The following is a 25,123-nucleotide window of genomic DNA, read 5'->3' as shown; positions in this document are numbered from 1 at the left end:
ATGCGCCGGCGCGGCGAGGTCTGCTTGTTCACCACATCACCGTACGTGGGCCCGCGGACGAAGTAGTGTCCCGGCAAGCCACTTCCCACGGGAGGTATCAGGGAAACCGGCCGACGATACGCGGGGCAAAAGCGCCCAGCCGGGCAGGCGCACGACAAACTGTGATGATCACCACACAGCGTCGAAATCCTTTCCGGTACCTACCGGTAAGGATCTAGCGTAGCGTCAGTTCCATCCGGGTGCGAGGTCGTACGGTCCCAGCGCCCGTTCATGCACGAACGAGGGAGGGATATCTCCCATGCCAGCAACAAGGTCGGCACCCTCCGGCTTAAGCGGCTACACCGGCCGCGGAATTCGATTGCACACGCCCAGCGGAACGTACATCGACTGCGCCTCAGGTACGTTCAACCTGTCGCTGGGATACTCGAACCGGCAGGTCATCGACGCCCTGCATGCCCAGTTGGACAGGGCGAGCCACCTCTCCTCCGAGCTCACCCGCGACACATCCGCTGAAATCTTCGCGTTACTCCGAGAATTTCTTCCCTCTCACATCGAGGCTTTCTGGTTCCGCGACATCATCGGGTCCACGGCGAACGAATGCGCCGTCCGTATCGCCCAGAAAGCAACCGGGAAAAGCGACGTCGTGTCGCTGTTCCTGTCCCATCACGGACAGAGCGCGCTGGCGACCGGGATCTCCGGCAACGCATTCCGCCAGCAGAGTTTCTCACTTCCCTTCGCCGGCTCTCTGAAGATTCCGGCGCCCGACTGCGCGCACTGCTTTTACGGCCAGACCCCCGACGCCTGCGGCATGATGTGCGCCCGGAGGCTCGACGACTTCGTGGAGTACGCCTCCAGCGGGCAGGTGGCCGCGCTCCTCATCGAGCCCGTCCTCGGCAACGGCGGCAACATCGTGCCCCCGCCCGAGTACTACGGGGTGCTCCGCGAGGTGTGCGACCGTCATGGCATCCTGATCATCGCCGACGAGGTACAGACCGGTTTCGGCCGTACCGGAACGTTTTTCGCCTCGACCGGCGTGGCCAAGGACCTCAAACCCGACATCATCACCTTCGCCAAGGGCGCGGGAGGCGTGGGTATTCCCGTCGCCGGCGTGGTGATGCGGCGCGAGCTCGACGTGCTCGAGCCCTGGGAGCACTCCACCACCTCCGGCGCCAACCCGCTGGCCCTGGTGGCCATGGAGGAGACGCTCAAGTACATCAGGGACCACGGCGTCCTCGACCAGGTCGCGGCGACCTCCGGCGTCCTGCGCAGTGGGCTGCGCGAGCTGGAGGATCGATTCTCCTGCGTGTCCAACCCGCGAGGCGTCGGCCTCATGCTCGCCTTCGACCTGCCCACCAGCGGGGACGTGGCCCGTTTCATCGGCCTGGCCAGGCAACACGGGCTCATGCTGCGCGGCAGCCGCTACGGCTTCGGGACGGCCGTCAAGGTCCGTCCGCCACTGATCACTTCGGAAGAGGAGGCGCGCGAGATCGTGGACCGCCTCGGATCGGCATTGACCCACTTCGAGAAGGGTGAATGACATGAGGGCTCTGAAGTTCCGCGGCGCCTGGGACGTGGCGATCGAGGACGTGCCGGAACTGCACGCCGAGGGCCCCGACGACGTCGTCGTGGACATCGCCTACACCGGCATCTGTGGCACCGACCTCGGCGTCGTCTCCGGCTCCTACCCCGTGGCCGTCCCCGGTACCACCCTGGGCCACGAGTCCACGGGCGTCGTCGCCGAGATCGGCCCGGAGGTGACCGGCGTCGCCGTGGGCGACCGCGTGGTCATCAACCCGACGCCGTACTGCGGCACCTGCCGGATGTGCCGGACCCAGCGGATCAACCACTGCGTCAACAAGCACGGCACCGAGAGCGGCATCAGCTACGACGGCACCTACGCCGACCGCTACCGCACCACCTCGGCCTTCGTCCACCGCCTGCCCGACCACACCACGCTGCGGGCGGCGGCCCTGACCGAGCCGCTGACCTGCGTGCTCAGCGGAGTGCGGAAGATCCAGCCGCCCTCCCTCTCCGCCTACACCTACGTGTTCGGCGCCGGCCCGCTCGGCCTGCTCTACACCTGGGCGCTGACCCTGAAGGGCCTGTCCCCGGTGGTCGTGGAGACGGCTCCGGCGCGGCTCGAGTTCGCCAAGCGGGTGCTGCCCGAGGGAGTCACCGCGCACGCCTCGCTCGAGGAGGCCAGGCGCGACCACTTCGGCGACGAACGGGCCCCGCTCGACGTCGTCGTGGACACCACCTCGGGTCTCCTGGAGCGGCTCTACACGGAACTGGCCTGCGGCGGCGCCTACATGTCGATCGGACTGAAGTCCAAGCAGGTCACCATCGACGCGATGCACATCGCCGACCGAAGCCTTTCGATCATCGGCTCGATCGATTCCCTGCACGGCTCATTCGACGAGGCGTACCACCTGGTCACCACCGGGCGTATACCGGTCGACCGGCTGATCAGCCACGTCGTTCCGCTCGAGGAGTACAAGGAGGGCTTCGCGACGCTCGGCTGCGACATCGACGGCAGAACCCTCGGCGGGGCCACCACCGAGAGCTGCAAGGTCCTCATCGCCTCCGCGCCGCCGGCCGGGGAGCGGTGAGCGCCGCACCGCGCGGGGAACGCGCGTTGAAGTTCAGCATCGTCATCCCCTACAAGCAGCGGCTGGACAACATCCGGCTCGCCCTGGCCTCGCTCGCGGAGCAGACCCTCGACGCGGACGAGTTCGAGGTCATCGTGGGCGCCATGGAGTACGCGCCGGAGTTCACCGAGGCCTGCCGCGAGTTCGCCGGAAGACTGCGCCTCACCGCGGTCCACTCCGCCGCGGACTGGCAGGTCGGCCTCGCCAGGAACCTGGCCCTGCGCCAGGCCACCGGCGAGATCGTGGTCTGCCTGGACGCGGACATGATCCTGCCCCCCGACTGCCTGAGCACCCTGTACGAGCGCTACTACGCCTACGGTCAGCGGGTGTGCGTGGCGGGGCAGATGATCGACTACGACAACAACGCCGACGACGTCACCTCCGTCACCGTCCACCCCTTCGCCCACTACCGCGAGACCCTCGCCGCCCTCTCGGAGGGCGGCGGGGCCCGCTCCGACCCGCGGCTGAGCGCCGAGCACGTCATCCCCTGGGCGTACGCCTGGACCGCGTTCGTCGCGGTGCCGCGGGTCCTGGCCGAGGAGCACGGCCTGACCTTCGACCTGGCCTTCACCGGGTACGGGGTCGAGGACCTGGAGTGGGCCTACCGCATCGCGCGGACCGGCACGCCGATCGTCATGGCGCCCGAGGTGTGGGGCGTGCACCTGCCCCATCTGCGCAACGTCGCCGCCAATCGCGAGACCGAGCGCAGGAACTACCGCTACTTCGTGGGCAAGTGGCCCGAGTACGACGTGGAACTGGCCGCCGCCTTCGGGGACTTCGAAGCCAACGGGCTGGCCCGTGAGTACCGCGCCGCCCTCCGCGAGGCGGCGGGCGCCCCCGGGCTCTCGCTGGCGGCGGTCCGCGGCAGCGTCCAGGGCGAGGAGACCCTGTTTCTTGGCGCGTTGAGTGACGGGAGGGGCGTGCCGAAGGACGTGGGCGCCCTCCTGGACACCGGTGCGCCCCATGAGGTGCTGCCGCTCGCCGGGTTGGCGCTGCCCTACGAGGACGGGGCGTTCGCCGAGTGCCGGGTGCTCGCGCCGGTCACCCGGCTGCCGGACCGCTACCTGGACGCGGTGCTCGCCGAGGCCGGACGCGTGGCCCGCGCCGTGAGGAGGGACTGATGGAGACCCACACCGGCTTCGGCGGAATGAGCTGGCTCAACGAGCCGCCGAGCTGGTCCGTCGAGGACGGCCGTCTCACCGCCACCACCGGTCCAGAGACCGACTTCTGGCGCGAGACGTTCTACGGGTTCGTCCGGGACGACGGCCACTTCCTGTACCGGGAGGTGCACGGCGACTTCACCGCCCAGGTGACGCTGTCGGGGGACTACGAGACGCTCTACGACCAGTCCGGGCTGATGGTGCGCGGCGACCGGCGGACCTGGCTGAAGACGGGCGTCGAGTTCACCGACGGCCTGCCGCATCTCAGCGCCGTGCTGACCCGGGAGCACTCGGACTGGTCGGTCGTGCCGCTGCCGGAGCTCCCGGGACCCGAGGGGACGCTCACCCTGCGGGTGACCAGGCACGGGGCCGCGCTCCTCGTGCAGTACCTCCGACCGGACGGGCGCTGGCAGTTGCTGCGCCTCGGGCACCTGCCGCTCGGCGAGGTCAGCCGGGTGGGGGTGATGTGCTGCTCGCCCGAACGCGGCGGCTTCACGGCGCGTTTCACCGGCTTCTCCGTCGGCGACCCCATCGAGCGGAGGCTGCATGAGTGACGGTGCCGGGTCACTCCCGGGCGGGGCGGGGCCCGCATGAGTGAGGCCACCGCGCCGGCCCCGGGCGGTGCCTCGGAAGCGCCGGGGGCAGGTGGCGCCTCGGGCGTGCCGGGGGCGGGCGGAGCCTCGGGCGTGCCGGGGGCGGGCGGAGCCGCGGGAGTGGCCGCGGCGGCGGAGGCCGCCGACCTCCTCGGTCTCGCGGTACGCGCCGCCCGCCTCGGCGGTGCCGAACTCGGCCGCAGGGCCGGGCAGGTCACCGGCGTCTCCTACAAGTCCTCGGCGACCGACCCGGTGACCGACGCCGATCGGGCCGCGGAGGCGGCGATCGTCGCCCTGCTCGCCCGCGAGCGGCCGGGCGACGGACTCCTCGGCGAGGAGGGCACGGAACGCGAGGGCAGCTCGGGGCTGCGGTGGGTCCTCGACCCGCTGGACGGCACGGTGAACTACACCTACGGCCTTCCGCACGCCGCCGTCAGCGTCGCCTGCGAGCGGCGCGAGGGCGGGCGGTGGCGCGCCCTCGCGGGCGCCGTGCACGACCCGGCGCGCGGCGAGACCTTCGCCGCCGCCCGCGGCGCGGGCGCCACCCTGAACGGCGCGCCGCTGCGGGTGAGCGACCCGGTCGCGCCACCGTCCGCCCTGGTGGCGACGGGCTTCTCCTACGAGGCCGCCTCGCGGGCCAGACAGGCAGAGGTGCTCGCCGCCCTGCTGCCGCGGGTGCGGGACATCCGCAGCGGCGGCAGCGCGGCCCTCGATCTGTGCTGGGTCGCGGCCGGCCGGTGCGACGCCTACTACGAGGACGAGTTGCGGCGCTGGGACTGGGCGGCGGGCGCGCTGATCGCCGCCGAGGCGGGTGCGTCCGTCACGGCGTTCGGCGGCGGGGTCCTCGCGGCGGGACCGGCGCTGCACCGCGACCTCAGCGTGCTGCTCGGAGCGCCGGCCGCGGCGGCCCCGGTCTGAGCGCCTCCTCTCGGCGCGGGGAGCACCCCGCGCGCGACGCGCAGGCACACACGCCGGCGCGTGCGCCCTCCCGCGCCGAGCGCCGCGGCCCGCGCCGCAACGGGCCGCGGCACCCCTCCGTCCGGATCGCCGCGCCGCACCCCGCCGCCGTGTTCGGCGCGTGCCGTACCCGCCGCCGCGGGCCCCGGCCTGCGGCTACGCGTCCGGCTCGGGCGCCACCGGCCGCGGCGCCGGCACGGGGTCCTCGCCGAACACCCAGGGAGCAAGGACCACGAGCCAGCCGTCGGGGTCGGGGAACAGCACGGCGCCGCGCTCGGGCCAGTACACGTTCTGCGCGGCGGCCCGCCGGTGGCCGCGCTCCTCCAGCCGGCGCACGGCCGTGGCGAGCGCCTCGGGCCCGCGCAGGTAGAGGACCAGCTGGTTCTCGGGGTCGGGCGCGGGGATCACCGGCGGGCTTCCGTGCTGTGTGATCTCCATGTGCACCGGGGTGCCCGGCAGTCCGAAGACCACGCCGTCGTATCCGGCGTGGTCCCGCCACTGTGCAAGGACGGGCAGTCCGAGGTCGTCGCGGTAGAACGCCAGCACGGCGTCGTAGCGCGCGGTCGGGCGGGCGAAGCGCACCGCGCCCACGTCGAGGTGGGAGGGCCAGGAAGTGCTCATTCCCCCACCCTGCCCCGCGCGCCGCGCCCGGCCCACGGACCACGGCACGAGCCGTGCTACCCCGTCGGTCGTAGGTCCCTTCGCCCGCACTTCCGCGGTTCCTCCGATTCCCGTGTGTCCTCGGCATTCCCACGGATTCGGGCGAATTTCCGTCGCCCAGGCAACCTCTTGGGCGGTTTCGTCCGTTGAGAGAGTGTGAGGGTCGTGGATGTGAGGGAGAAGGCAGTGAGGACAGGGCGGCGAGGGGAAGGGCGCCGGGGCGCGGGGCGCGCGGCGCGGCAGCGGGGTCCGCGTGGGGCGCGGGCACCGGCGGCGCGTCTGCTCAGGCCGCGTCAGGCCGCCATGCCGACCCTGGCCGCGGCCGTCCTGGGGGCGCTTTCCGCCTGCGGGGTCCTTCCCGGCGGCGAGCCCACCGCGGGCCAGGCCAGGGCGGCGGGGGCGGCCGAGCGTCAGGAGGTGCACGCGGGGGAGGCGGCAGCGGGCCCGCTGCCCCGGCGGCCCCCCGGTCTCGGCCCGCGCACGCTGGCCGAGATCCCGCGGGAGGCCGGGCAGGTCGTGCTGGTCAGGGGTGAGGGGCCGGATTCCTCCGACTCCTCGGTGGTCCTCTATGAGCGCACCGCCGCGGGCTGGCGCGCCGGGGCCTCCTGGCCCGCGCACAACGCGCTGCGTGGCTGGACCGCCGACCACCACGAGGGCGACCTGCGCTCGCCGATGGGGGTGTTCACCCTCTCCGACGCGGGCGGGCGGCTCCCCGATCCGGGCAGCAAGCTCCCGTATCACCGTTCGGATGCCTTCACCGCCGACGGCACCGGCTTCGAAGGCGAGCCGCTGGCCGGCGCGTTCGACTACGTGGTGGCCATCGACTACAACCGCTCGCCCGGGGTTTCCCCGCTTGACGCGACGAGACCGCTCGGCGTCGACCGCGGCGGCGGCATATGGCTTCACGTGGATCACGGCGGCCCGACGCACGGCTGCGTCACCCTCGCCGAGGAGCACATGCGGTTGCTGCTGCGCCGCCTCGACCCCGCGAGGCACCCGGTGATCGTCATGGGCGACGCCGCTTCGCTGAGCCGCTGAGCCGTTGCAGCCGCCGGACGGCGGGCGGAGGAGGGCGCCGGCCCGGTGCCGGCCCGGGCTGCGGGAGCGGCGGAGGCGCGCATCGTCGCCGCGCCTGGCTGCCGCCCGCCGCCCGAAACGATGGCCATGGCCTCAGTCCTCTTCCCCGTTGAGGCGCCGGAGGAGGCCGAGGAGGGTGGCGCGGTCGGCTGCCGGCAGCGGGGCGAAGCAGTCGGCGAGCACCTTGTCGGCGACCTGATGGCCGGCCGCCAGGACCTTCTCGCCCGCGGGCGTGAGGTGGTGCTCGATGCGACGGCCGTGGCCGGGGCGGCGTTCGATCAGCCCCTGGGCGACCAGGCGCCCCGCCAGCGCGCCGAACGCCTGCTCGCTCTGGAATGTTGCCGAGGCCAGCGCGCGGGCCGAGGCTCCGGGGGCGCGGGCGATGGCGCGTAGGGCATCCCACTGGGCCAGCGTCGTGCCGACGGCCGCGAGGGCGCCGTCCAGCGCCCGATGCTGGCGGTACTGGGCCTGTTTGACCGCTCTGCCGAGGGTCTGCAGCTCACCGTGCATGAACCGAGTCTAAAGGAAGGACACAACTAGCTTATATAAAGATCCTTAGTTACAGTGACGGCATGACGTTGACGACCACGCAGCACGCGACCGACCGCTTTCCCGATCTCGCCCTCACGATGACCGAAGCGGGGGCGGGCAGGCCGATCCTGGTCCTCCACGGCGGCGGGGGTCCGGCCACCGTTGCGGGCCTCGCCGCACACCTGGCCGGGAGTGCCCACACGCTGACGCCTGTTCACCCGGGCTGGGAGGGCACCGAGCGCCCCGAGTGGCTCGCCGGCATCGGCGACCTCGCCGCCGTGTACCTCCAGTTCCTGCACGAGCGTGGGCTGCGCGAGGTGATCGTCGTCGGCTCCTCGCTCGGCGGCTGGACGGCCGCCGAAATGGCCGTCCGCGACACCGGGGGAGTCGTCGCCGGCCTGGTGCTGCTGGACGCGGTCGGCGTGCGCGTCGAAGGCGAGCCCATCAGGGACTTCTTCGCGCTCGACGCCCGCGGGGTCGCCGAGTACGCCTGGCACGACTCGGATCGCCACTACGTCGACCCGGCCGGCGTCCCCGAGGAGCAACGCGCCCGGCAGCGAGCCAACATGGCCACGATGCGTGCGCTCGCGGGCGTGCCCTCCATGCACGACCCGGAGTTGCCGGGCCGGCTGGGCGGCGTGCGGGTTCCGGCGCTCCTCGTCTGGGGGGAGAGCGACCGGATCGTCACCCCGGCCTACGGTGCCGCCTACGCGGCCGCCTTCGCCGACGCCAGGTTCGAGGTGGTGCCCGAGGCGGGCCACCTCCCGCACATCGAACAGCCCGAGGCCACCTTCGCCTTGATCGACGCCTACCTCGACGGGGTTGCCGCCCCCGCGGCGAGGTGACCACGGCGGGCGCCGGGAGCGGGGGAAATTCCCCCGGGTTACGGTGAACGCATGTCGCATCCCGTCGCCCCCGTCACGCCGGACGTTACGCCCGAGGCCAAGGACCTGCTCGATCTGCTGTACCGGGTGAGCGGCCGGGCCACGCTCGCCGGACAGCACAACCAGCCGGTGCACGGCTCGGCCTGGACCGAGCGGCTCACCGGGATCACCGGCCTCGTTCCCGCGGTGTGGGGCCAGGACATCGGGTTCTCCGCCCCGGGCACGCTCGACGGCGTCGACCGCCGCCGGCCGAACGTCGCCGAGGCGGTGGCCTGGGCCAAGCGCGGCGCCGTCGTCACCTACACCTGGCATGCGGTCTGCCCGCCGGACGAGGAGCCCGTGGTCTTCGACGGCGGCATCATCCGGGACTTCCCGGCGGCCGACTTCGACGCCGTGCTCGACCCCGGCTCCGGCCTGCACGCCCGTTGGTGCGCGCAGGTCGACCTCGCCGCGTCCGTGCTGGGGGCCCTGCAGGAGGCGAACGTGCCCGTACTGTGGCGGCCGTACCACGAGATGAACGGCCCGTGGTTCTGGTGGGGCGGCCGGCCGGAGCGGCTGACCGCGCTGTGGCGGCAGTTGTTCGACCGCCTGGTCCACCACCACGGCCTGCGCAACCTGATCTGGACGTGGAGCCCGAACTCGGCCTACGACAGTGCCCGTCCCTTCGCCCCCTACTTCCCCGGGCACGACGTGGTCGACGTGCTGGCCGTCGACACCTACGGTGGCCACTACGAGCGGGAGCACTACGACGCCCTGCTCGAACTCGCCGAGGGACGTCCGATCGGCCTGGGCGAGATCGGCGACCTTCCCGCGGCCGAGGTGTTCGAGGAGCAGCCGCGCTGGGCCTGGTTCATGGCCTGGCCCGAGGTGGTCACCGACCGCAACGAGGACGCGGCGATTCGCGCCCTCTACCACCTGCCGCGCGTCCTCGACCTGTCCGGCCTGAAGGACTGGCGCGCCTGAGGACCGGGGGAGCGGCCGGCCGGGCGCGTCACCGGGCGTGCACGGCCCACCGGTCCCGCGAACGGGCGTGCACGGCCCACCGGTCCCGCCGGTCCCCTTCCGGCGAACGCCGGCGATCGGTGAACGCCGTCACGGAACCGCGGCCGGGCCGGGGCGAGTTCAGCGCCCGGCCGCCCGGCGCGCGGCGGCCACCTGGTGGAGCACCTGGCCGATCACCCCGCTGCCCCGGGGCGGCAGCGGCGGCTCGTAGGTCCAGGCGTGCCCCACCCACGGGTCGGCCAGGTGGTCGCTCGGCACCGGCGTCAGCCGCAGCAGCGAGCGCCACAGCGGGTCGAGGACGGGGCCGAAGGCCCTGGCGTCCTCCCGGTCGGCGACCATCATCAGCACGACGCCCACCGAGGGGCCCTCGTCCGCCAGGTAACGGAGCTGGGTGACCGAACGGTCGTCGAAGCCGTGCGGGAAGTCGTGGACGATCAGCAGCTGGTCGGAGGTGTCGAGGCCGGGCGGCAGGGCGTCGGCCGCGCCGGAGCGCACGGCCATCTGCACCAGGTCCACCCGCTGGGTCAGCCGGGCCAGCAGGGTGCTCACCCCGCCCGAGCCCGCGGCCGGCGGCTCGCTGAGGACGCCGCTCTCCAGCAGCGGCGCCAGCGAGGGCGCGGCGGCCCCCGCGGGGTCGATGATGCTCACGTTGAACTCGTCGACCGGGTGCGCCGCGAGCAGCCTGGCCGCTATGGCGGTGGCCGTCTCGCCGGCCAGCCGCCGCAACTCGTCCGGGTCGGCGACGGCGGAGTCCACGGAACCGCGGCCGTAGTCGATCCACAGCCCGCGTTGCAGCGGCATCCGCACCAGCATCGGAATGCGCAGGGAAGTGTGCTCGGGCAGGCCGAGGTCGCCCAGCCGCACCGCCATCGGCACCTCGTCCGGGGCCCGGTAGGCCTGCCAGACCGGGTTGTCCCAGCGAGCGAAGGCCCAGGGCAGGGCGGGCTCCACGACCTCGGACTCGGCCGACAGCTGGGCGACGTCCCGGTCGAAGGCGGCGCGCGCCTGCTCGACCAGCGCCGCGTGCTTCTGCCGGGCCTCGGCGCGGGCCGCGTCGGCGGCGGGGCCGATGCGGGTCTGCGGATCGGACAGCACGCGGTCGAGCTCCCGCTCCTGGCGGGAGTCGGCGAAGTCGACGGCGCTGCGGTAGGCCGCCGTCGTCCTGGCCAGGTCCTCGAACATGCCCCAGACCTGGTTGTACAGCCGCTCCTCCATGGTCCAGCCGGTGGCGTCGCCCGCGACCGGCCGCCCGGACCCTGCCTCGCCGGGCGGCGGGGGAGCCGAACCTTCGGCCCCGGGCGGCGGGGGAGCCGACGGGGCGGGCGGCGGGGTGGCCCCGCCCGCGGGCATCGCCGAGGCGCCCGGCCCGGGCCGCCGCGGGTGCTGGTAGTTGATCCGCCCGCCGGATTGGCCCGGCACGGCGGAGCCCGTCACGGAGGTGGCCGGGCCGGGCCGCGCGGGGGCGGCCTCGCCGGCCGCGGCCCTGGCGCGTTCCCCCTCCGGCGTCACGGGTGCCGGGGCGACGGCGCGGGCCATCCCGGCGGCCACCGCCTCGTTGATCGTCGCCGCCAACTGCCCGGCCTGGGGCAGCCCCTGGTCGCTCAGCATGGCGGCGAGCCCGCCGGCGTAACCCTGCCCGACGGCACGCACCTTCCAGGCGCCCTGCCTGCGGTACAGCTCGAGCGCCACGACGGCGGACTCGGTGTCGAGGTCGGTGATCGTGTAGCTGACGACCTCGGTGCCGTCCAGGCCGGTGACGGCGACGAAGGGGGCGGCGACCGAGCCGAATCCGGACGGCCCGCCGGCGCCCGTGGGCAGCGCGAGCAGCACGTTCACCCGGTGCACGGCCTCGGGCATGGCGTCGAGGTCGACGGCCAGGCGGTGGTTGGCCGCGGCCTGGCGGGAGACCTCGAGCCCGGGGAGCTGCGGAGAGGCGGGGTGCGCTATCCACTCGGCGCTGCGCATGTGCCCCTGCTCGTCGTTGAGCGTCGCCCCCGCCACGATCGGCTGCCCCGCCGAGACCCGGATTTCCAGGCGGGTTTCGGGCAGTGGGTGGTTCTGCCCGCGAATCAGCTCGGCCGTCATTCTCGTGCCTCTCGTGCCTCTCGTGTTCCTCTTGCTGTTCGCCGTGCGGCGTACCCGTTCGCCGTGCGGCGTACCGTTCGCCCTGCGGCCCTCGGCGGCTGCCCGGTGTGGCCGCGCTCCCTGTCCGTCGCCGGGAGGAGGGGGCCTTGCCCGAAGCCGGGGAGCGGGCCGCCTCAGAGGTGGGGGACGAGTGCGGGGAGCAGGTCCTGGAAGGTGCGGCCGTTGGCAGGAGCGCCGAGCGCCGTCATCTGCCAGCCGTTGCCCTGCCGGTGCACCTTGGCCATGATCTGCGCCGTGTAGGGCCCGCCGCCGGTCAGCGTGTAGCGGGCGAGCTCCTGGCCGTTGGTCTCGTCGACCAGCCGGCAGAAGGCGTTCTGCACCTCGGCGAAGGTCTGCCCGGTGAAGGAGTTGACCGTGAAGAGGATCTGGTCGACGTGCACCGGCACGCGCTGGAGGTCGACGAGGATCGCCTCGTCGTCGCCGCCCTGCCCGACGCCGCCGACCAGGTTGTCCCCGGTGTGCCGGACCGAGCCGTCGTTGCTCACGAGGTGCTGGAAGAAGACCACGTCGACCGCCTGCTTGTCGGCGAACAGCACGGCGGAGGCGTCCAGGTCGATCTCCCGGGTCCTGGAGCCGAACAGCCCCCTGCGGGCCGCCGCCTGCCAGCCCAGGCCCATCCGCACCGCGGTGAGCGTCCCGCCGTCGGACTTCTGCAGGCTGATGGCCTGCCCCTTGGACATGTTGATGCTCACGAGCGGTCCCCTCTCCGATGTCCCACTGTCTCGCCGTGGTCTGGTCGCTGAACCGCAGACTACGCAGTGCCACCGACAATCCGGCTGCCGCGCCGGTGGTTTGTGTCGTTCCTGAGACACTTCCCACCCCGGCCCCACCCCGCCCCCGCCGTGGCCCTCGCGCCTCCCGCTCTGCCTGCCCGGGCCGCGCCGGGCCTGCGGGAATGCGGGGGCGCATGTGGGGGGACGTGCGCCGGCGCGCCGAGCGGAGGAGCCGGCCCACGCGGCCCCGCCGGCGAGGCCGCGGGCCGGGCCGCCGCCGCAGTCGAGCGCCACGCCGCGATCCGGGCGCCGCTCTCTGCCCTCCCGGTCCCGGGCGCGCTGCGTGACCGGCGCCCCGCCCCGCCCGTTCGCGCGGCGCCCCGGAAGGCGCGGGAGTGAACCGGGAGGCGCCGGAGGAAACCGGCCCGGGGGAACAGACACGGAAAGCAGGGAAGTTCGCGTCGGCGAAAAGGCGGCAGAATACCGTGCCCGGCCGTCCTTCCGGCCGGGCACGGCGAGGGATGAAAGACATGCGTGCACAGTGGAGCGAAGGGGGGCCGCCCGCGGCCGGGAAAGATGGCACGATCCCGGCCGCGGGCGGCCCGAACTCCCGGTGTTCTCAGGCCGTCTGGTTCGAAATGCCGGAGATCAGTCCGACGACATTGCTGTACTTCACGGTGACGGGCGTGGTGCTGCCGTCGCCCCATTCCAGGCCGAGGGTGTAGTAGATGGTGCCCGCGGCGCCGTCCGTGTCGAGAATGGTGACGTCTTCGGGTGCGTTCTGCGCGAACAGCACGCCGTCCGCGCCGTTCTCCGCCTCCCAGGCGGCGACCTCGTCGCGCGCGGTTTCGGTGAGGTTGTCGGTGAGCAACTGCTCGGCCAGCGTCTGGTCGTTCGCCCGCACGGCCTCGCTGTAGTCCTGGTAGAAGCCCAGGACGAAGGAGTTGGGCGCGGCCTGCCGCGCGGCGGCGACCTGCTCGGCCCCGGCCCCGGACGGGGCGGCCACCGCGGGGGCCGCGGCCAGCAGCGGCAGGGCGACCGCCGCGCCGCCGACGACCAGAGCTGCCTTCTTGAAAATACGGCTCTCGAACACGTGAACCTCTCCCTGGAATGCGGTTCTCCGGTATGGCGAATGTGCGCGCCATACTCAAAATATTCACATGTGCTCGGCCTCGTCCCGGGACGGGGCGCGGAACGCGCCGATTCCGCGGGAACCGGCGCGTTCCGCCCCCTTGAGGAGCACGTCGAACACGCTATCAATTTCCCGGCGCACCAGGCGAAAAGGCCCTCCCTTTCGTCCCGCCGCCGAGGTCGACCGCGTGATCGCACCCCTATAGACGGGCGATGCGGCGAAACGGTTCCGGGTCCGAAAAATGGCATGCTCACCACATTCGAAAACGCATCCGAGGCGAATGCGCCCCCACGATCGGCTTCCCCGCGGCTGCGGCGAATCCCCCGCACGAAACCGAGGACGCACCCCCACGCGCGCCGAAGAACGCCCCCGCACGAGCCGAAGAACGCGCCCCCGCGAACCCGGGAACGCGCCCCCGCCCGGAGGCGGTACGCCCCCGCAGTCCCCGGGGGCGCTCAGCTCACGGGTTGATCAGCGGCTCGAAGGCGGCGCGCACATCCGCGTCCGAGGAGGTGACGTACACATCCGAGGGCGGAATGGTGAGGTCCAGGTCGAGGTAGGTCTCGTACTCCAGCACGTCCGGGCAGCTTGCCCCACCGATCTGGATGCTGCCCTGGGACACCGGCTCCCCCGTCCGCACCTCGTAGACGCGCGCCGGTATCTCCCGCTTGTGGAAGGTCACGTCCTGATACCCGTAGACGCCCAGGTCGGACTCGTACGGGCAGGTCTCGACCGCGTCCCCCATGGTCTCCTCGCCCAGGCAGATCACCAGTACGGCCTCGGCCGCGTCGTCCGCCAGCCACGAGGAGGGAAGGGCGCCCGCCCGCTCCTCGTTGCCGAACAGCAACGCCGGATGCGGCCCGTGCCCCCGGTACGGCGCCGCGCCGTGGTAAGGCGCCGGGTCGTCGCAGTAGGCGGGTTGCTCGTCGGTGTAGTCCGTCCGCAGCAGTTCGCGCACGCGGTCCAGCTCGATCGCCAGCCCTGCCTGCTCGACGCCCTCCTCGGCCCGGCCGGCGAGCTCGTGCCCGGGGTACTCGTCCAGCAGCTGCCGGTACCGGTCCCGTGCCTCCGCCCAGTCGTCCTCCGCCATCAGATCGTCGCCGCAGCCGAGGAGCGCCGCGGGCGCGAGGCGGGGCACCGCCTCGGCCGCGCGGTCCAGCACGTTCCCGCCGGCGGGGCGCTGCCCCAGCCAATCGGTGATCGTCTTCGTCCGGCAGTCGTCCTCGACGGGCAGCTCGTCCAGGAACCCCTCCATGACCCCCTCGACTTCGTCCTCCTGCTCCGGGAACTCCCCCAGAACGGTGGTCAGCTGGTCGAAACCGGTGGCCAGGGCCTCGGTGTCGCCGGTCAGCGCGGTGTCGAGCTCCTCCGCGGCCTGGGCGAGGAAGAGGTCCGCACGCAGGTCGCGCGCGCCCTCCCACAGCGCCCCGGGCCGGGTCTCGTAGGTCTCCAGCGTCCGCGCGGCACGCAGCCGATCGGTCTCGGCCTGCCGCCGGGCCTCCAGCAGGAGTTCACAGGCCGCGACGCCGTCGTCGGCCCGCTCGGCCAGCGGCGCGTCGGCCACCCGGTGGCCGAACCACAGCCCGTCCAGCAGCGACAACGCCCGCGAACAGTCGCCCGCCCGATGGGCTTCGGCGGCATCCCCCTCGATCTGCGAGGCATCGATCCGCAGGGCCGCGAAGGCCACCAGCACCGGAGCCGCGACGCCGAGGGCGAAGAGCCGCTGCCGCCCCACGCGCCCCCCGCGTGCCGTCGGCGCGCCCGCCTCCGGCAGGGGGTCACCGGAAGCGTCGGGCGCCCCGGCGGGCGCCGCCTCGCGCCGGGTACGCCGCAGCCGCCCGCCCGCCAGGTACCAGCCGTGGAGGACGGCCGCCACCCACCACAGCAGAACGAGGCACTCGCACCACACGGCGGGCGCGACCGAGGTCAGCAGCGCGACGAGCAGAACCGTGACGCCGAGGCCGCCGAGGGCGAGCCTGCGCCGCCCGAGCATCAGGTACCCGGCGCCCAGCAGAGAGGCGTTGGCGAGGGCGACGGCGAGGGGATCGCGCGCCGGACGCCCGGCGCGGGCCTCCCCGGGCGGCCAGGGCGGAGGCGGGGGAGGCGGGGGAGGTGACGGAGGCGGGGGAGGCGTTCCGTATGCCGAATCCACTGTGCTTCCCCTCTCGGGCCGACCGCCGGACCTCCCCATCGTGGGGGCAACGGGCCGGGAGGGGTCCCGAACGCCTCGGCGCCCCGGAACCGATCCGAAGAAACGCCCGCCACCCCGCACGCCCGCCAACGCCCCCGGGACGCCCGGCAGTTCCCCTGCACGGACCCGATCGGGAGCGCACCCTAGGCCCGCACGCCCCGGCTCGCACACCGACCCGCGCCTCCCGCAAGCGCGCCCCGGCCCGCGCGCCCCCGGCACGCCCCGCTCCGGCCCCCTGCCGCGCCCCCGCCCCCGCCCCTCACCGCACGGAGAACACCGGCCCCCGAGGCGTGAAGGGCAGCCGGGCGCCCCGCGGGATGAGGTAGGCGTGCTCGCGGCGGACGCGCAGCGCGTCGCAGGCGCCGTCCGTGATGATCAGCAGCGGCGCGTCGGCCGGGAAGTCCTCGGCGCGGTGCAGCAGATCGACGGCGGGTTGCAGGACCGTGCCGCCCCCACCGTGCACCCGCGCGCGGGTGGCGATCTCCGTGACCGGCACGTACCCGGCGTCGTGCGGGGCGGCGTCGCAGAAGACCAGGCGGGCGGCCGGGACGTCCCGGGAGGCGGCATAGGAGGCGATCGCGCCGAGCGCCTTGCCGAGCAGGACGCGGCCCATGGAAGCCGAGGTGTCCAGGACCACGCCGAAGGTGCAGCGCGGGACCTCCTCGGGCGGGAAGTAACGCCCCGCGCGCGGGATGCCGGGCGTGGCGGCCTGGCGCCGCGGGGGCCGGGCGTAGCTGCGCACCGGCTCGGGCCGCGGCACGTACGCGTCGAACCACCGGGCCAGCCGCGCGTCCCACGGCAGCGGCGGGTGGGACAGCGCGCGGATCTCCTCGACCAGGCCGGCCGGGAGCAGCCCGCGCTCCCCCTGCCGCCGGTGCAGTTCCAGGCCATGGGTCAGGCCGCGCCGGTAGAAGTCGTCGAGGTCGGCAAACGCGGCGGGCCGGGGGCCAGGGGAGTGGTCGAGGAGGTCGGCCCGGCCCTTGCCTGCGAGGGTGGCCAGGCGCCGCATCCGCCGCAGGTCGGTGACGATGCGGTCGTAGACCTCCTCGGCCGACAGGCCCGCCAGCCGCGGGTCGTGCAGCGCGCCCGCGGGCATCTGCCCCACGCGCATCTGAAGCAGCCAGCCGTTGACGACGTAGTCGCAGGCCACGTTGAACAGGTACGGGTCGCGCCCGCCGCACCGGTCGCCGTGCCGGAGCGCGGCGTGCAGCATCTCGTGGGCGAGGACGAAGCGCCACTCCTCGTCGGTGTGCCGGCTCAGCGGGTTGAGGTAGATCTCACCGGCCTCGGCGCTGACGGCGGCGACGGAAATGCCGTGCGCGCGGGCGAGTTCCGCGTCCGCGACCAGCTTCATGCCGGCCGCGATGCCGCCCAGCAGCGGATAGGAGGACACGAACCAGGACAGGGCGCGCTCCCAGGGGCGCGGCGGCCCCTCCTGCCGCCGCCCGCCCGCCTCGTCCACGGCCTCGGAGACGGTGCGGGTCAGGGCGTGGGCGAACGCCAGCTGCCAGTCGGCCGGCCGGCTCCACGGCTCCCACTGCACCAGCAGCTGGTCGGGTTCGATGCCGGCCGATCCGAGACGTTCGTACCCCGCCGGGAGACCGGCGCGCCGCCACTGCGCCGCCAGCCGCTCCTCGTCGCCGCCCGGGTAGGAGACGGGCAGCTCCTCGGGGGGCTGCCCGACGGGGAAGGTCAGCAGGAAGCGGTTGACGACCGCGCAGCGCGCCGCCAGGTCGAAGCGGTCGGGCTGCGCGCGGGCCTCCTTGGCGGCCGGAACGTGCCCGAAACCGAGGTGGATCAGGGCGTGCCCCAGCGCCCACGCCCACTCGGCCGGCGTGGCCAGGCGCGTGGGGTGGGCGTGCAGGACGCCACAGGAGTCGACCCGCACCAGGCCGTCGCGGGGCGCAAGGGGACAGTCCGGCTCCCGGCAGAACCTGGCCTCCAGCGCGGCCAACGCGGGGGTGCCGCGCGCCAGCTTCACGCCCGCGGCGAACGCCTCGGCCGCCGGGTCGCGGCGCTTGCCGCCCCTGCGCCCGCCGCCGGCCCGGCTCACCGGCGCGCCTCGACCAGCCGGGGCATGTCGCGGGCCGCCTCCACCAGGAACCACGCCGGCAGCACCGGGTTGCCCTCGGTGTCGTCGGCGATGACGGTCTGGGCGACCTCGACGGAGATCTCGGCGAGCTGCACCAGCAGCGCCTTCGCGCGGTGCGCGGTCTGCCGCACGGCGGGCGAGGCGTGCTCCCGGGAGGCGGGCAGCTCCTTGACCAGGCGGCCGCGGAAGGCGTCGGCCAGGTAGTACAGCAGGTCGCGGTCCTCGACCCGGTGCGGCCAGCGGGCCTCGCCCTTGAGGATCGCGTCGAGACCGAACCGGCTCCGCACGATCTTGACGTACCCGCAGAACGCGACGGCGTGCGCCGGGGTGAGGGTGCCGTGCGCGAGGGTCTTCAGGGTGTCCTCGTCCAGGTCGGGGCCGAAGGAGTGGAGGGCGTCGGAGAGCATGTGCCAGGAGCGCGGCGTGGAGAACGGCTCCTCCGTCTTGGGCGGCGCGGCCCACAGGTGGTCGGGGCGGTCGGTGAGGTAGTCGGTGATCCACGCGTGGATGCCCTGCTCGCCCGCCCAGGTCAGCCAGTCCGCGGCGGAGGCGCGCAGGTGGACGTGCACCAGCCGGTTGACCAGCGCGGAGGAGATGGGCCTGGCCAGGGCGTTGTCGGTGGCGCGGTTGCCCGCGCCGATGACGATCGAGCCGCGCGGCAGCTCGTAGCCTCCGATGCGGCGGTCGAGGATGAGCGAGTAGAACGCCTTCTGCACGTCCGGCGTGGCCGCGTTCAGCTCGTCGAGGAACAGGCAGTACGGCTCGGGCCTGGCGATCGCCTCGGGCGGGCAGAACACGGAACGGCCCTCGCGAATCTGCGGCACCCCGATGAGGTCCTCGGGGGCGAGCTGGGTGCCGAGCAGGCTCACGCACTCCAGGCCGAGCGACTCGGCGAACGACCGCACCAGCGAGGACTTCCCGATCCCGGGCGCGCCCCAGACGAAGACGGGCCGCACGGTGGCGAGCCCGAGCAGCAACTCGGGCATGCGGCTGGGGGTGACGGAAATCGCTGCCTGCACCGCCCCAGTGTGCGGGCGCCCAACTCCCCGGCGCAGCCGCTTTTCCCGCGGGCGGTTGCCGCGGATGCGCCGGGAACCCGCGGCCTCGGCACACGTGCACCCCCTTTCCGAAGGGCGCTTTCCCCCGCCTGATCCGCCTTCCGGCGATCGCAGGTGCGCGGATCGATCGGGCGTCGCCCCTACGATGTGCCGATGCGCCGGAGCGACCTGAAGCCGTACTGGAACACCAACGTGGCCCGGCACCCGGACATCCTCCGCGCCGTCCCCGAGGGCTGCGGCGACGCGCTGGACGTGGGGTGCGGGGACGGCCTGCTGGCGCGGAAGCTGGCGGAGGGAGGTGCCAAGCGCGTCATGGGGATCGACGCGGCGCCCGGGATGGTCTCGCGCGCCCGCGAGCTGGCGGCCGGCCGGCCCGGTCTTTCCTTCGTCGAGGGCGACTTCCTCACCGCCGAACTTCCGGCCGGGGGCTTCGACTTCATCTGCTCGGTGGCCGCCGTCCACCACATGGACTTCGAGGCGGCCGTGACGCGCATGCGCGAGCTGCTGCGCCCGGGCGGAAGACTGGTGATCGTCGCCCTGGCCCGGAACGCGGGCTTCGGGGAATGGGTGTTCTGGGCCCTGGCAACCCCGCTGGTGTGGCTCGTCAAGGCGGTCCGGCGAGCCCGGCCCCCGGCGGGAATGCCCGGCGCCGCCCCCACCATGAGCCACGCCCAGGCACGGGAGGCCGCACAGCGACTCCTACCGGGCGTGCGCTACCGCCGTCACCTCCTCCGCCGATACTCACTGACCTGGGAAAACCCCGGCCACTGAGGGACCCGGCGCACCCCCGGCCCACCACGAGCGCACCCCCGGCCCACCGCGAGCGCACCCCTGGCCCGCCGGGAGCGGGCCCCGGCGCCGCCTGGCAGCACCGACCTGGGACCCACTGCGGTACGCCACCGCGCACCCGCACGCGAAAGCCCCCGCTGATCACCATCAGCGGGGGCTCTCCCTTGCCGTTCTACCTGGCCTAGCGAACGGGCTTCAGCGTGGGGTGTTCACGAGTGGGTCTGACCAGTGCGTTCTCGACCCCTCCGAGATCGTTCCCCAGCTCGACCAAGATCTTTCCCCACGCACCGTGGTCAAGCTGCGTGAGTCACGCTTGTCGAATGGCCGCGGCCTGCCGAGGGTGACGTGCCTTCGGCCCTGAGGCCGTTCGGACGGCATCGGTAAGCTCGTTGGACCGGCATCGGGGAGTGGAGGGGCACAACCGTTGGCTTATCAGATCCGTCCTCCGGCAGCGCACGTCGTCGATCGTGAGGACGAGCTGCGGCGGGCGTTGGCCGCCGTTGCCGAGTGGCGCGGCAAGGCCCGGCTCCTGACCATCGCGGTGAGCGGTCTCAGCGGCGTGGGCAAGACTGAGCTGGCGTTCATGATCGCCCGCCTGTTCAAAGACACGCTGGGGCAGGTGCTACGCGATCTCGGGGCAGCTCACCCCCACTGAACACTTGCGAGGTGGTGACCGCGTCACCACGCAGCGCGGCGAAGTGGTGAACCTACGCGTCCACGACCGGAAGGTGAGCAACATGCCGGAAGGTGAGCAACATGTTCGCGATGACCGGGAATCGAAAGAGGCTGATCTTCGAAGTCGGCGGAGAGTATTCCTCGGGGAGTTCCAGACGTCGCGTGCCCTTCGGGTCGCGCGATAACGGCCGTCAGCACCACACCCAGTGCGGACCACCCCGCGTCTCGGCGCACCGCGGTTGACCGGGTATGCGGAGCAGCGCTGGTAGTGGTGAGGGGCGCGTGACCGCCACCGATCGATGGCTTTTGCGCCAACGAGCAGTGGTTTTCGGCGACGGCCCCGCCGTTGTCGGAGCCGCCTACTAACCTCATGTAACCGTGCGGTCGTGCGACCCGCCGAGACCGTAGAAGGCCGAGGGAAAGCACAGTGACGACCATGCTCAACAACTCGACCGCGTGCCGGATCTCCGTTGTGGACGAGGACCCGCTGCGCGCGCGCAAGGACGCACGCGAACTTCTCGCCGAGATCGCCGACGCTGACCCGGGCGCGGCACTTGACATCCCCAACCACCGCACGCCTGGCGGCACGGACAAGGGAGGGCTGTCCGTCGAGGCCATCGGGGTAGTGATCAGCGCGGCATCGCTGGCTGTGGCAGGGGTGCAGCTCTGGCTGTCCCGGGTGCCGCAGCGGACGATCGTCGCGGAGCGGCCGGATGGTGCGACCCTTCGGATCACTGGGAAGGAGGCTCGTGAGGACGACACGCGGATCGAGCGGTTCCTCGCGGGCGGCACAACTGCCGGCGATGACGAAGACAGCGATGACGCTGGCGATGGCGCGGACGGCGGATCAGCGGCGGGCTGAGAGCGTATGACCAACAACGACCGGTACGCCATGCTCATCGGCGTCTCCACGTATGACAGCGGGGCCTACCACGATCTGCCGCCGGTCCGTGCCGACCTGCACTACATGCGAGCGGTGCTGGAGAACACCGAGATCGGCATGTACAACGACTGCGCGACGATCTCCGAGCCGACCCGCGCGGAGATGCTGCACGCCATCGAGACGTTCCTGGAGGAGCGACAGCCGAGCGAGACGGCCCTGCTGTACTTCAGCGGGCACGGCCAGTTCTGTGAGGACGACAACCAGCTGTACTTCCTCACTCGCGACACCGACCCCAACGACCTGCCGGGCACGGCGGTGCCGGCGGAGTTCCTTGAGCGGATGCTGACGGCCTGCCGCGCCTCCTCAAAGATCGTGCTGCTGGACTGCTGCTCCAGCGGCTCCGTCGTCCAGGGTTGGACAGCCAAAGGCGTCGCGGGCGAGGCTGACCAGCCATCCACGGGCAGCACGCTGTTGCGACCGACCGGCGTGTACTTCATCACCGCCTCCGACGCGTTGCAGTCCGCCTCCGCGATGGCGCCGCCCGGATCCACGCTCGGCACCTCGCGGTTCACCGGCGAGATCGTGGAGGGGCTGCGCAACGGGCACATCAAGGGGGGCGGGTGGATCTCCCCGGACGATCTGTTCGAGTACCTGACGGCGCAGATGGTGCGCAAGGGCGTCCCCGAGGAGCAGCGGCCCACCAAGTCCACGTTCCGGGCCACGCAGATCCTGTACTTCGCACGGTCGGTGGCACGTCCCGTACACCTGCCGGCGCTGCCGAACAGCGACGCGCGGGAGGCGGCGCGATTCACCCCCGTCCTACGGAAGGCGCGGGAGCTGGCGGCGCTGGACGCGCGAAACGGCGTGAACTGGGAGCGACTGCTGCGCTACTACGCGCACTGCCTCACGGCCGAAGCGGCGGCCGGCATGCTGCCCGACCGTGACCGTGACAGGGGGAAGGGCTACTTCCTGCTGGGCGGCGGGGAGGAGACCATCCAGTCGGGACGGGGCTCAACCTTTCCGGCCCCCGGCCAACTCCCCAGACCACAGCCCAGGTCCGGCAGGGCGGATGCCGACGGCGCGAGGCAACAGGTGTACTGGTACGGCTATCCGGCAGTCACGCTCCCCGTGTCCGAGGGAGGTGGCCAGGGACGGCGTGCGGCCGTGCGGATCGCACCCCTGCTGATCCAGCAGATGGAGCTCGCGCCCGACGAGGACGGCCAGGACGTGCTCCGGCCGACCGGGGTGCCGGTCCCGCACGCCGGCGTCGTCTCGGAATTGCTCGACGAGAAGGACGCGGCCGACATCCTCGCTGGCTGGCAGCCGACCTGGCAGGAGGGCAACGACGCCCAGATGCTTCAGGCCGTACGGCAGTTGCTGCGGGAGCTGGGGCTGTCGGAGCTTGAGCCGCTTGACCCATCCGCGCTCAGCGATCGGACCGTGACGCAGACGCTGCGGACCGGGGCCCACAACGCCGCCGTGCTGTTGACGCCGTCGGGTGCCGAAGTCAACTTCACGCAGGCCCTGGTGGACAACCTGATGCAGATGTCGACGCGGACCGGGCAGATCCCCGGCACCGCGATGGACGCGTTGCTGAGCGGCGGCGAAGCGGAGGCGGACCCCAGGGCCGTCGTGGTGGCGTCGGGTCCGTGCAACGAGAGTCAGGAACTGGTCGTCTCCTCGGCGATGTCGCGGACGGTGACGGTGGCCACGGGGCCGCCCGGGACGGGCAAGAGCGAGGTTGTCACGGCCGTGGTCACCACCTGCGTTGCCGCAGGACAGTCCGTGCTGGTCGCCTCGACGAACAACGAGGCGGTGAACGTCGTCGCCGAGCGCTGCGACGCCGTGGCGCCGGGACTGCTGATGCGGACGGGCAACATCGGCGCGCAGGAGCGGGAGGCGGCCAAGCTGGAGCGACTGCTCGCCGAGCCCGTGGAACAACCGCGGCGGAACTCCGCCACGGTGGGCGGGTCGCTGCGCAACACACGGGCACTGGCCGCCCGGCAGCGGGCCGAGGCGGAGGGCCGGGTCGGCGAGGAAGTCCGGCTGCTGGAGCTGCTTCAGGAACGTGAGGAACGGGCGGGTGCGCTTGAGCTGCCGTTGACGCTGCTGGAAGGCGCCTGGATGACCGGGAACGGAACGGCCCCGCTGCGCCGCTGGGAGGGCAGGGCCCGGAACGCGGCCAGGGCCCCCTCCTGGCGGTTGGGCCGCTGGCGCCGGGCGCGGGCGCTGGCCGCGCTGATCCGGTCCGTCCGCGCCTCGGAGAGCGACGGCTCGTCGTGGCCCGGGTGGGCGGACGAGCGGCCCGTGCCTCCCGAGGTGCTGGAGACCCTGGCGGACGCCGTGGCCGTGGAGCGCCAGCTGCGCGAGCTCGTCCATGGGCACAGCGGTTGGGACGAGGAAGAGCTCAAGCAGTCGCGGCTGGAGATGGCTGGTTCCCTGTCGGAGCTGTCCACGGAACTGTCCCGGGCGATCTCGGCAGAAACACTCACGCGGGCGCGCGGGCTGATGGGGCAGCGGCTCCAGGCACTGCGGGGACGTTCGGGGAAGCGGAAGAGCCAGCGGAACCTGATGACGCACATCAGGGGATGGGCGATCAGCACCCACTCCGTGGGGCAGCTGGAGCTCGTCCCGAAACTGTTCGACCTGGTCGTCATCGACGAGGCCAGCCAGTGCTCCATACCGTCGGTGCTGCCACTGCTGTTCCGGGCCCGGCGGGCTCTGATTATCGGTGACCCTATGCAGCTCGGCCACATCGCCACCATCGCGGCGCAGCAGGAGCGGCAGGCTCGGCTCCGGGCCGGGCTGAGCGCGGCACAACTGGAGGACCACCGGCTCACCTACCACGTCCATTCCGCGTACCACGCGGCCGCGCAGCACGGCGACACCGCGCTGCTGCTCGACGAGCACTACCGGTGCCACCCGGAGATCGCCGAAGTCGTCAACGGCTACTGCTATGCAGGGCAGTTGCGGGTGCTCACCGACGTGCGGCAGCAGGTCCCCGCGCTCGACCCGGTGGGCGCGGCCGATCCGGCGCCTGTGCTGTGCTGGGTCGACGTGCCGGGAGGCGAGTCGGCTCGGGGCAGTGGCGAGCAGTCCTGGCGCAACGACGCTGAGGCCGCTGCCACGCGGCGCGTGGTGGACCAACTGCTCGCTCGGCTGCCACAGGACGCGAAGGTGGGTGTGGTGACCCCGTTCCGGGCGCAGAAGGTGGCCCTGGCGCGGATGTGGCCTGACGACGAGCGGGTACGGGTCGGGACGGTGCACGCCTTCCAGGGCGGCCAGCGCGACGTGATGGTGTTGAGCCCGGTGGCCACGCTCAATACCCCACCCAGGACGACACACTGGGTGGCGAACCAGGTGAATTTGTGGAACGTGGCGATCACCCGGGCCAAGTCACAACTGATCACCGTGGGCAGCCACGCGTTCTGGCAGGGACAGAGCGGTCTTCCCGCGATCCTCGCGGGACGCTCGGTCCTGCTGGGGGCAGGGGCCGGGCGTGCCTTCGGCCAGGAGGCGGAAAGCGGCTTGACGGGTGGGGCGGCGGGATCGTGGGATGCCAAGAGTGCGACGGGTGCGTTCCGTGAGGAGCTTGCCGACCGGCTCCAGCAGTACCTCGGCAGGCGCGGGATCACCGATCTCGAGCGAGCGGCCGTCGTCGGCGGCCATCCGGTGGATCTGGTGTTCACCGTGGACGGGGAGAACACGGCGGTGCTGATCGACCTGGGCCCGCCACCCGGCCAGGACCCGGCCCGGCACCTGCGGCTGGCGCACGCCCGCGAGAACCTGCTGATCGGGCTGCCATCCGGCGGCCACGGGGCGAAGGCGTGCGAGGTGAGCCGGACGCTGCGGGTACCGGCCTGGCGGATCATGGCGGGCGAGGCCAGGCTGGAGGCGCTGTTCGACTGAGCCGGAGAGGGCCCTGAAGCGGGG

The 25,123-nt window shown here is 72.8% G+C and carries 20 protein-coding genes; 12 read left to right on the top strand and 8 right to left on the bottom strand.

Translation table 11 applies throughout. From position 1 onward, the window contains the following. Positions 1-358: 358 nt before the first annotated feature. The 5 genes from D7294_RS14205 to D7294_RS14185 all read left to right on the top strand — a co-directional run bounded on the left by D7294_RS14205 (position 359) and on the right by D7294_RS14185 (position 5,319). Positions 359-1,537: an aspartate aminotransferase family protein gene (locus D7294_RS14205; RefSeq protein ID WP_206619506.1), complete on the top strand. Its 1,179-nt coding sequence runs from the start codon at positions 359-361 to the stop codon at positions 1,535-1,537. A gap of 1 nt (position 1,538) precedes the next feature. Beyond that, positions 1,539-2,609: a zinc-dependent alcohol dehydrogenase gene (locus D7294_RS14200; RefSeq protein WP_120679480.1), complete on the top strand. Its 1,071-nt coding sequence runs from the start codon at positions 1,539-1,541 to the stop codon at positions 2,607-2,609. Beyond that, complete coding sequence (locus D7294_RS14195; protein ID WP_158674623.1) at positions 2,606-3,769, top strand: glycosyltransferase family 2 protein; 1,164 nt, start codon at positions 2,606-2,608, stop codon at positions 3,767-3,769. The genes D7294_RS14200 and D7294_RS14195 overlap by 4 nt, the downstream gene beginning before the upstream one ends. Beyond that, positions 3,769-4,362 (top strand): DUF1349 domain-containing protein, encoded by a 594-nt coding sequence (locus tag D7294_RS14190; protein WP_206619505.1) that lies wholly within the window; start codon positions 3,769-3,771, stop codon positions 4,360-4,362. The genes D7294_RS14195 and D7294_RS14190 overlap by 1 nt, the downstream gene beginning before the upstream one ends. A 159-nt stretch (positions 4,363-4,521) precedes the next feature. Further along, positions 4,522-5,319: an inositol monophosphatase family protein gene (locus D7294_RS14185; protein WP_241562352.1), complete on the top strand. Its 798-nt coding sequence runs from the start codon at positions 4,522-4,524 to the stop codon at positions 5,317-5,319. 195 nt (positions 5,320-5,514) lie between these two features. On the opposite strand, the gene D7294_RS14180 is transcribed toward D7294_RS14185, so the two are convergent. After that, complete coding sequence (locus D7294_RS14180) at positions 5,515-5,979, bottom strand: VOC family protein (protein WP_120679476.1); 465 nt, start codon at positions 5,977-5,979, stop codon at positions 5,515-5,517. A gap of 342 nt (positions 5,980-6,321) precedes the next feature. Between D7294_RS14180 and D7294_RS14175 the strand changes: the two genes are divergently transcribed. Then, a complete protein-coding gene (locus D7294_RS14175) occupies positions 6,322-7,056 on the top strand; it encodes a L,D-transpeptidase family protein (RefSeq protein WP_120679474.1) in 735 nt (244 codons plus the stop codon). Between the two features lie 132 nt (positions 7,057-7,188). On the opposite strand, the gene D7294_RS14170 is transcribed toward D7294_RS14175, so the two are convergent. Beyond that, on the bottom strand, positions 7,189-7,605 hold the full coding sequence (locus D7294_RS14170; protein ID WP_120679472.1) for a MarR family winged helix-turn-helix transcriptional regulator: 417 nt from the start codon (positions 7,603-7,605) through the stop codon (positions 7,189-7,191). 62 nt (positions 7,606-7,667) lie between these two features. Between D7294_RS14170 and D7294_RS14165 the strand changes: the two genes are divergently transcribed. Next, complete coding sequence (locus tag D7294_RS14165) at positions 7,668-8,471, top strand: alpha/beta fold hydrolase (protein WP_174248351.1); 804 nt, start codon at positions 7,668-7,670, stop codon at positions 8,469-8,471. A 51-nt stretch (positions 8,472-8,522) separates the two neighbouring features. Continuing rightward, positions 8,523-9,473, top strand: coding sequence for a glycosyl hydrolase (locus D7294_RS14160; RefSeq protein WP_120679470.1), 951 nt, complete (start codon positions 8,523-8,525; stop codon positions 9,471-9,473). Between the two features lie 159 nt (positions 9,474-9,632). On the opposite strand, the gene D7294_RS14150 is transcribed toward D7294_RS14160, so the two are convergent. From D7294_RS14150 to D7294_RS14125, 6 genes are all read right to left on the bottom strand, one after another. Next, on the bottom strand, positions 9,633-11,597 hold the full coding sequence (locus D7294_RS14150; RefSeq protein WP_120679466.1) for a TerD family protein: 1,965 nt from the start codon (positions 11,595-11,597) through the stop codon (positions 9,633-9,635). A 173-nt stretch (positions 11,598-11,770) separates the two neighbouring features. Beyond that, entirely contained in the window at positions 11,771-12,349 is a 579-nt protein-coding gene (locus D7294_RS14145) for a TerD family protein (protein ID WP_120679464.1), read from the bottom strand. 640 nt (positions 12,350-12,989) lie between these two features. Further along, on the bottom strand, positions 12,990-13,463 hold the full coding sequence (locus tag D7294_RS14140) for a hypothetical protein (RefSeq protein ID WP_120679462.1): 474 nt from the start codon (positions 13,461-13,463) through the stop codon (positions 12,990-12,992). Positions 13,464-13,962: 499 nt separating this feature from the next. Beyond that, positions 13,963-15,495, bottom strand: a complete 1,533-nt coding sequence (locus D7294_RS14135; protein ID WP_120679460.1) for a tetratricopeptide repeat protein — start codon at positions 15,493-15,495, stop codon at positions 13,963-13,965. Positions 15,496-15,952: 457 nt separating this feature from the next. Next, positions 15,953-17,746 (bottom strand): vWA domain-containing protein, encoded by a 1,794-nt coding sequence (locus tag D7294_RS14130; protein WP_120679458.1) that lies wholly within the window; start codon positions 17,744-17,746, stop codon positions 15,953-15,955. Next, entirely contained in the window at positions 17,743-18,804 is a 1,062-nt protein-coding gene (locus D7294_RS14125; RefSeq protein ID WP_120679456.1) for an ATP-binding protein, read from the bottom strand. The genes D7294_RS14130 and D7294_RS14125 overlap by 4 nt, the downstream gene beginning before the upstream one ends. 192 nt (positions 18,805-18,996) lie before the next feature. Here D7294_RS14125 and D7294_RS14120 point away from each other — a divergent pair, with 192 nt between their 5' ends. The 4 genes from D7294_RS14120 to D7294_RS14105 all read left to right on the top strand — a co-directional run bounded on the left by D7294_RS14120 (position 18,997) and on the right by D7294_RS14105 (position 25,099). After that, on the top strand, positions 18,997-19,614 hold the full coding sequence (locus D7294_RS14120; protein ID WP_120679454.1) for a class I SAM-dependent methyltransferase: 618 nt from the start codon (positions 18,997-18,999) through the stop codon (positions 19,612-19,614). Positions 19,615-20,056: 442 nt separating this feature from the next. Further along, entirely contained in the window at positions 20,057-20,287 is a 231-nt protein-coding gene (locus D7294_RS14115) for a hypothetical protein (protein ID WP_120679452.1), read from the top strand. Positions 20,288-20,743: 456 nt separating this feature from the next. Further along, positions 20,744-21,169, top strand: coding sequence for a hypothetical protein (locus D7294_RS14110; RefSeq protein WP_241562382.1), 426 nt, complete (start codon positions 20,744-20,746; stop codon positions 21,167-21,169). A 6-nt stretch (positions 21,170-21,175) separates the two neighbouring features. After that, a complete protein-coding gene (locus tag D7294_RS14105; RefSeq protein ID WP_120679450.1) occupies positions 21,176-25,099 on the top strand; it encodes a caspase, EACC1-associated type in 3,924 nt (1,307 codons plus the stop codon). Positions 25,100-25,123: the final 24 nt, after the last annotated feature.

The organism is Streptomyces hoynatensis (assembly GCF_003626535.1).
GTDB classification, from domain to species: Bacteria; Actinomycetota; Actinomycetes; order Streptomycetales; family Streptomycetaceae; genus Streptomyces; species Streptomyces hoynatensis.
Note: the sequence above shows the minus strand (reverse complement) of the source record. Positions and strands in the feature narration are given on the sequence as shown.

Coding starts and splice junctions, on each gene's coding strand:
- D7294_RS14200 (WP_120679480.1), top strand. CDS start 1,539: ATGAGGGCTCTGAAGTTCCGCGGCGCCTGGGACGTGGCGATCGAGGAC.
- D7294_RS14190 (WP_206619505.1), top strand. CDS start 3,769: ATGGAGACCCACACCGGCTTCGGCGGAATGAGCTGGCTCAACGAGCCG.
- D7294_RS14180 (WP_120679476.1), bottom strand. CDS start 5,979: ATGAGCACTTCCTGGCCCTCCCACCTCGACGTGGGCGCGGTGCGCTTC.
- D7294_RS14175 (WP_120679474.1), top strand. CDS start 6,322: ATGCCGACCCTGGCCGCGGCCGTCCTGGGGGCGCTTTCCGCCTGCGGG.
- D7294_RS14170 (WP_120679472.1), bottom strand. CDS start 7,605: ATGCACGGTGAGCTGCAGACCCTCGGCAGAGCGGTCAAACAGGCCCAG.
- D7294_RS14165 (WP_174248351.1), top strand. CDS start 7,668: ATGACGTTGACGACCACGCAGCACGCGACCGACCGCTTTCCCGATCTC.
- D7294_RS14160 (WP_120679470.1), top strand. CDS start 8,523: ATGTCGCATCCCGTCGCCCCCGTCACGCCGGACGTTACGCCCGAGGCC.
- D7294_RS14150 (WP_120679466.1), bottom strand. CDS start 11,597: ATGACGGCCGAGCTGATTCGCGGGCAGAACCACCCACTGCCCGAAACC.
- D7294_RS14135 (WP_120679460.1), bottom strand. CDS start 15,495: ATGCTCGGGCGGCGCAGGCTCGCCCTCGGCGGCCTCGGCGTCACGGTT.
- D7294_RS14120 (WP_120679454.1), top strand. CDS start 18,997: ATGCGCCGGAGCGACCTGAAGCCGTACTGGAACACCAACGTGGCCCGG.
- D7294_RS14110 (WP_241562382.1), top strand. CDS start 20,744: ATGCTCAACAACTCGACCGCGTGCCGGATCTCCGTTGTGGACGAGGAC.
- D7294_RS14105 (WP_120679450.1), top strand. CDS start 21,176: ATGACCAACAACGACCGGTACGCCATGCTCATCGGCGTCTCCACGTAT.